We start from the raw sequence: 6806 nt of genomic DNA on the forward strand, positions 1-6806 counted from the left end.
GGGACAACCCCCGGCAAATCGAGCCGTCGCCACTCGTACGTGTGAAGACGGTCGACTCACGTTGTTCGGCAGGAAGTGCGAAAACTAGCTTCTTGGCCGGAGGTGACGGACCGATGACATCGATGACGGCTCTCACCGTCGAGGCGGAGCGCACCGGTTCCGGGCCGGCAGGCCCGGAACCGGCGGAGCCGGGTGCGGGCCGGCCGACCGAGCCGGCCGAAGGCAGCGGCGAGCCGGACGAACCGGGCGGGCCGCGCCCCGCCGGGACCCGGCTCCCGGGGCTGCGGGCCGCCGGGGCTCGGCCCAGCGGGGCTCAGGCTCCCGGGCCCTGGCCCAGCGGGGCTCAGGCTCCCGGGCCCTGGCCCACCGGGGCTCAGGCTCCCGGGCCCTGGCCCACCGGGGCGCAGGTCGCCGGGTCCCTGACCACTGGCGCGCAGGCCGCGCGGGCGGAGACCGTCGCGGCGCAGCGCCTCGCAGCGCAAGCCGAGGGATCGCGGCCCACCGAGATGCAGGCAGACCGGCCGCGCGCCGCCGGATTCCGGCCCACCGAGGCGCAGACCCCCGGGACGGAGGCCGTCGCAGCGCAAACCGTGGGGTCGCGGCCCGCTGGCGTGCAGTCGGGCTGGGCGCGGGCCGCCACGCCCCGGCTCACCAGGGCGCAGGCCCCCGGGACGGAGGCCGCCGAGTCGCGGCCGGCTGAGGCGCAGCCACACGGGTCGCAGCCCGCCGATGCCCAGGCGCAAGCCGCTCAGTCGTGGGCCTTTGGGGTGCAGGCCGCGCGGGCGGAGACCGTCGCAGCGCAGCCCGTCGCAGCACAAGCCGTGGGATCGCGACCCGCTGGCATGCAAGCAGAACGGCCGCGTGCCGCCGAATCCCGGCCCACCGGGGCGCAGGCCCCCGGGACGGAGGCCGCCGAGTCGCGGCCTGCTGAGGCGCAGCCCTCCGGGTCGCGGGCCGCCGAGGGGCAGGCGCAAGCCGCTCAGTCGTGGGCCCCCGGGGCGCGGGCCACCGAGGGGCAGGCGGCCCAGGCACCGGCCGCCTGGCCTCGCCCCGCCGGGCGGGAGCCCGCCCAGCCGCCAGCCGCCGGGGCGGACGTCGTCGAGGCGCAGGCTGCCAGGACCGCGCCCGCGAGCGCATGGGCCGCCCGGGAACAACAGGCCGCCGGTTCGCCTCCCGCCCAGAGGCAAGCCGTCCAGGCGCGGGCCGCCAGGCCCGAGAGCGCCGAGACGCAGGCAGTCCAGGAACGGCCCGCCAGGACGGAGCCTTTCGGCGCGCCGGCGGCTTGGGAACACGCCGCCATATCGCACCCCGTCCGGACACGGGCCACCCGAGCGCAGCCCGCCAGGTCGGCAACCGCCGCGATGGAAGCGGCACTGGCGCAGCCCGCCGGGACGCGAGGCGCCATGCCGGAGCCCACCGGCACGCAGGCCGCCGGGACCCGGACCGGCGGGTGGGGGCCCGGCGGGACGGAGCCCGTGGCGGCTGAGGCCTCTGAGGGGCATGGGGCGTGGGCGACAACGGCCGGAGAGGCGGGCGCGGTCGGCGACGTCCCGGGCGCGGCCCGCGCGAACGGCGCGGCGGAGGTCGGCGGCACGGCCGGTACAGCGGACGCGCCGGAAGACGCGCGCCCCGCCGGTGCCGTGGACACCCTCAGCGCTCTCCGGGTCGTCGGCGCGGGCGAGCCCGCGCCCGCCGCGCTCGCCACGGCGCCCGCCCGCATCGTGATCGCCGCGGACGGCTCGTACGCCGCACGTCTGGCACCCGCCGCCCCCGCCGTGCTCCAGGGGCCCGGGGGCGGCGGCGCCACCGTCTGGTTTCCCGAGCGCTGGACCCTCTCGGGTCCTGAGCCGTACGCCGTCCCCCTCCCCCTCGGGCAGCCGGAGGAGCCGGACAGCCAGGTGCAGCCGATGTCCGACGGCCGCGTCCTCATCTCCCGCCGCGTCGCGGACAGGTACGTCTTCTCACTGCTCTACCCCACGGGCCCGGGTACGGGCGAGGTGCCGCTCGGCGCCGTCGAGTGCGAGCGGCTCGCGCTCCTGCCGCCCGCGCCCGGCGGAAGCCGCGCGTACGCGCTCGTGCCCGGCGCGCGCACGACGGCCGTCTGGCTGGTCGCGGGCGGTGCCTTCGGGCCTGAGCTGGTCACCCGGGTGCCGGGACGCTGCACGGGCGGCGCCTGGCTGGACCGGACGGGCCGGCTGCTCGCGCTCGACCGCGAGGCCGGCGGCGTGGTGAAGACCGTCGCCGTCGACCTGGAGCGCGGCGGCGAGGTGTCGCCGCTGCTCCAGATCGCCGAGGACAGCGACGACCGGCTTCTGCTGGCCGATCCGGACAGCGGCCTGCTGCTGATCCGTTCGAACGCGCCCGGCGAGTACAGGATCGGCTGGGGCGTGCTGGGCAGCACGCGACCCGTGCGCTTCCCCGAGTGCCTGCGGCCGGGGGACGGCCGCGCGCTCGTACCGTTCGCGGCGCAGCCCGGCCTGGTGCTCACACCGGAGACGTGCGCCGTGGTGTTCCGGGTCGACGGGGCGGCGGGTGACACGTGCGTGGGCGTGTGGCGGCCCGCGGGACGCAGGCTGCACCTGCTGCCCGCGCCGCCCGGGTGGCTGGCCGGCGCGGGCCTCTGGTCCCGCGAGGGCGTGCTCCGGCTGCCGTGCACGACGGCCGGCGCGCCCTGCGCGGTGGCGGAGGTGCGGGCGCCGGACGAGGAGGTGCGGACGCCGGGCGACGCGCCGGACAACGGACCGGTCGCGACCGCGTCACACGGCGCCGGGCGGGATCCGGCCACCGGAGCGGCGCGGGCGGCGGCCGCGTGGGGTGGCGCCGGCGGGGCCGACGGCGACTCCCGCACACAATCGCCCCAACCGGAACCACCGGCCGCGGAACCGCGCGCCGCCGTACACACTCCTGTGGTGTGCAGGCCGGTTCCGCTGCAACAGGCGCCCCTTCAGCAACATGCGGGCGCGGGGCGGGTGCCGGTCGGCGGCCAGGGGGTACTTGGCTAGAATTCGACCGGGGTTACGCGGCCGTGCCGACCGGACACCACCGGTGACCGCGCCGCGTGTGCGATCGCCTCGGTGCTGCGGGACGTGCCCGGATCGCGGGGCCCCTGAGCCACCACAATCAGCGACCACGACGGGGTGACTTCCCACCATGTCCGAAGCCCGAAACGACACCATCGAGGAGCGTCCGGAGACCACGGCCGCCGATCAGGGTGAAGCCGGGAACCACGGAAAGCACCGCGGGGGCTCGGCGCCCACGGACGACTCGTCGTCCCAGGCGCACGGCAAACACCGCCGGCCGTGAGTACGGCGGCCCGGCGGCCCGAGGCCGCCTGAGCACAGCGGACGGAGGGGCCGTCCCGGCAGCAGCAGCGCCGGGGCGGCCCCTCCGCCGCGTCCGGGGTCCCGGGGCCAGGGCCCGGGACCGGAGTTCGGCGCCCGGCGCCCGGTGAGGTCGGGACATTTGTACTGCCCGTTCGTCAACATCCGCATCTGCCGCGGCCGCCGCGCCGTCCGTAGCGTCGAGTGCATGAGAGACGGAGCGCTGACAGCGCGCACGGAACGAACGGCACCGGCGGCACCGGCGATGACCGGCTCCCCCGCCGTGTGCTTCGAGAAGGTGCACAAGTTGTTCGGCCGGGTACGTGCCGTCGCCGGCGTCGACCTCACGGTGGCGCGCGGCGAGACGGTGGCGCTGCTCGGCCGCAACGGCGCGGGCAAGTCGACGACCGTCGGCCTGCTGCTCGGGCTCGACGAACCGGACGCGGGCACGGTGCGCCTGTTCGGCGGCCCGCCGTCGCGCGCGGTCGCCGCCGGGCGGGTGGGCGCCATGCTGCAGGACGGCCGCGCGGTGCGGCGCGTGACGGTGCGGGAGCTGGTGTCGTTCGTGGCCGCCGCGTTCCCGCGCCCCCTGCCGGTGGCGGAGACCATCGGGCTGGCCGGGCTCACCGGGCTCGAGGACCGGCGCGTCGACCGGCTCTCCGGCGGCCAGGCGCAGCGCGTGCGGTTCGCCGTCGCGCTCGCCGGCGGCCCTGAGCTGGTCGTGCTCGACGAGCCGACGGCGGCGCTCGACGTGGAGGCGCGGCGCGCGTTCTGGGCGTCGATGCGTGCGTACGCGGGCCGGGGCAACACCGTGCTGTTCTCCACCCACCACCTGGAGGAGGCCGACGCCTACGCGGACCGGATCGTCGTGCTCGACCGCGGCGAGGTCGTGGCGGACGGCACGGGCGAGCGGCTGCGGGAGGCCGCGGGCGGCCGCCTGGTCTCCTTCGACCTGGCGGACGGGGACGCCGCCGGGCTGCGGCTGCTGCCCGGCGTGCGGGACGTGGAGGTGCGGGCGGGACGCGCGCGGCTGCGCACGGACGACGCGGACGCGACGGTGGTGGCGCTCGCCGGGCTCGGCAGCGTGCGGGACATCGAGGTCACACGGGCCACGCTCGAGGACGCCTTCCTCGCCCTGACGCGGCGGCACGACGAGCACGTGGAGGTGGCGTCATGATCGGCCGGTACGTGCGCCTGGAGGTACGGCGCGCCCTGCGCGACCCCGGGTTCATCGTCTTCGGCGCGGGGATGCCGGTGGTGATGTACCTGCTGTTCACCAACATCGGCCAGGGCGCGAACCCGGACGGCGCCGCCTGGAAGGTCACCTCGATGGTCGGGATGGCGGCTTACGGGGCGCTGGGGGCCGCCGTCGGCACGGGGACGGGCATCGCGGAGGACAAGCAGCTCGGCTGGCTGCACCAGTTGCGGATCACACCGATAAGGCCGCGTGACGTCGTGCTCGGCAGGGGGCTGGCCGGGTCGGTGACCGTGCTGCCCAGCCTGCTGCTGGTGCTCGCGGCGGGCGCACTGGTCAACGGTGTGCGGCTGGATGCGTGGCAGTGGCCCGCGCTGGTGGGTCTGATGTGGCTCGGGGCACTGCCGTTCACACTGTTCGGCATCGGCAACGGCTACCGCCTGTCGGCGCAGACGACGGGCGTGCTGAACATCGGCTGCCTGGTGGGTCTCGCCGTGATCGGCGGGCTGTGGTTCCCCGTCGAGCTGTTCCCGCACTGGTTGCGTGTGATCGCGGAGTTCACACCGGCGAACCGGTTCGCCGCGCTCGGCTGGTCGACCACGGCGGGCGGTGCGCCGACGGTGGCGACGGTGGCGGTGTTGCTGGGATGGCTCGCGGTGAGCGGTTCGTACGCTGTGGTCTCGTACCGCAGGGCTGCGAGGACGGCGACATGACGGACGACGACGAGCAGGGCGTGCACGGCGTGAACGGCGGGAAGGGCGCGAAGGACCTGAGGGGCGCGCACGAGGACGACGTGGCGGAGGCGCACGGGAAGCGGCGGCGCGAGCCGCTGGTGCTGCGGGACTTCCCGGTGCCGCCGTTCCGTACGCCGTCGTGGCTGCGTGCGCGCACGGGCGGCGCGCGCAAGCGGGAGCGAGGGCGCGAGCGGGAGCGCGAGTGGGGGCCCGGGCCGGCGGTGGCGTCCGGCGCGGAGGACCCGTCCGACTGCGGTGAGGGACGGCGGCACCCGCGCAGGCCCGGACCGCCGAACGGCTTCGCGATGATGCCCTGGCTGCTGCTCGGCCTCGGCTCGTTCTCCAACATCGTGCAGGGCAAGACGCCGGACCCGTGGATCGGCGGCATCGGCCTGCTCGTCTTCAACTCCCTCTACGTCTCCGTGGTGTTCAGGGCCTTCGTCCCGGGCAAGCGGGACAGCCCGCAGGTCCGCTGGATGGTCCTCGTGATGGGCCTGATGACGTTCGCGCTCGCGGGCTTCTACGGCGGCTCGTGGCTGCTGTTCCTGCCGCTGTTCGGCCTTGCCTGCGGCACGGTGCTGCGTGGCAGGTGGCTGGGGTGGGGCGCGCTCCTGCTCGGCTGCGCGACCGCCGCGGTCGCCGCGTACCACGAGGGGTGGACGGCGGTGCCGGTCGCCTACGGGTCGGCCATCTCGATGATGGTGACGGCGGCGATCCTCACGCTGTCGGAGACGGTCATGCAACTGCGGGCGACCAGGCAGGAACTGGCACGTTCGGCGGTGGAGCAGGAGCGGCTGCGCTTCTCGCGCGACCTGCACGACCTGCTGGGCCACACGCTGTCCGTGATCGTCGTCAAGGCGGAGGCGGCGCGCAGGCTGGCCCCCGTACGGCTGGAGGCTGCGCTGACGCAGGTCGCGGACATCGAGTCCGTGGGCAGGCAGGCGCTGACGGAGGTGCGGGAGGCGGTTACCGGGTACCGCGAGGGCAGCCTCGCGGCGGACCTGGACAGGGCGCGCTCCGCGCTGGACGCGGCGGGCGTGGAGACGGTCGTGCGGCAGTCGGGCCCGCCGCTGGAGCCCGCGACGGAGGCGCTGCTCGGCTGGGTGGTACGCGAGGCGGTGACGAACGTGGTGCGGCACAGCGGCGCGGGCCGCTGCGAGATCGAGGTGCGCTCGTCGGACCTGCGCGTCCGGGCGACCGTCTCGGACGACGGCGTGGGTGTCCACCCCGGCCTCGTGGCCTCGTCGACGGGAACGGGCCTCAAGGGCCTGCGGGAAAGGATCGCGGCGGCGGGAGGCGCCCTGGAGACGGACGGCACGGCCCCGGGCTTCCGCATCACGGCAACGCTCCCGTCGGGCGACGGGGGTGGCGCTGCCGCTCGCCGCCGCGGGGCCCGCCGCGCGCGCGCTGCGGCGGGCGGTCGGCCGACGCCCGGCGCCCCGCGGGCCGGGGGGGCGGGCCCGCAGCTCCGCCATCCTGCGGTTTTGCGTCTCTGTCTTCCGCGCGGAAGAGGGGGGGGGGGGGGGGGGGGGGGGGGGGGGGGGGGGGGGGGGGGGG

At 76.6% G+C, this 6806-nt stretch carries 5 protein-coding genes; all 5 read left to right on the forward strand.

What is annotated here, in order from left to right:
• Positions 1 to 1403 precede the first annotated feature (1403 nt).
• On the forward strand, positions 1404 to 3002 hold the full coding sequence (locus JFN87_RS01405) for a hypothetical protein (protein ID WP_245178547.1): 1599 nt from the start codon (positions 1404 to 1406) through the stop codon (positions 3000 to 3002).
• Between the two features lie 148 nt (positions 3003 to 3150).
• Positions 3151 to 3303 carry a hypothetical protein gene (locus tag JFN87_RS01410; RefSeq protein WP_209337934.1) on the forward strand — a complete coding sequence of 51 codons (153 nt, stop codon included), beginning with the start codon at positions 3151 to 3153 and terminating at the stop codon, positions 3301 to 3303.
• A gap of 282 nt (positions 3304 to 3585) precedes the next feature.
• A complete protein-coding gene (locus JFN87_RS01415) occupies positions 3586 to 4497 on the forward strand; it encodes an ABC transporter ATP-binding protein (protein WP_209337945.1) in 912 nt (303 codons plus the stop codon).
• Complete coding sequence (locus JFN87_RS01420; RefSeq protein ID WP_245178548.1) at positions 4494 to 5228, forward strand: ABC transporter permease; 735 nt, start codon at positions 4494 to 4496, stop codon at positions 5226 to 5228. The genes JFN87_RS01415 and JFN87_RS01420 overlap by 4 nt, the downstream gene beginning before the upstream one ends.
• The coding region (locus tag JFN87_RS01425) for a sensor histidine kinase (protein WP_372449163.1) at positions 5225 to 6806 on the forward strand (1582 nt) is incomplete at its 3' end. The genes JFN87_RS01420 and JFN87_RS01425, both read left to right, overlap by 4 nt.

Source organism: Streptomyces montanisoli (genome assembly GCF_017813245.1).
GTDB classification, from domain to species: Bacteria; Actinomycetota; Actinomycetes; order Streptomycetales; family Streptomycetaceae; genus Streptomyces; species Streptomyces montanisoli.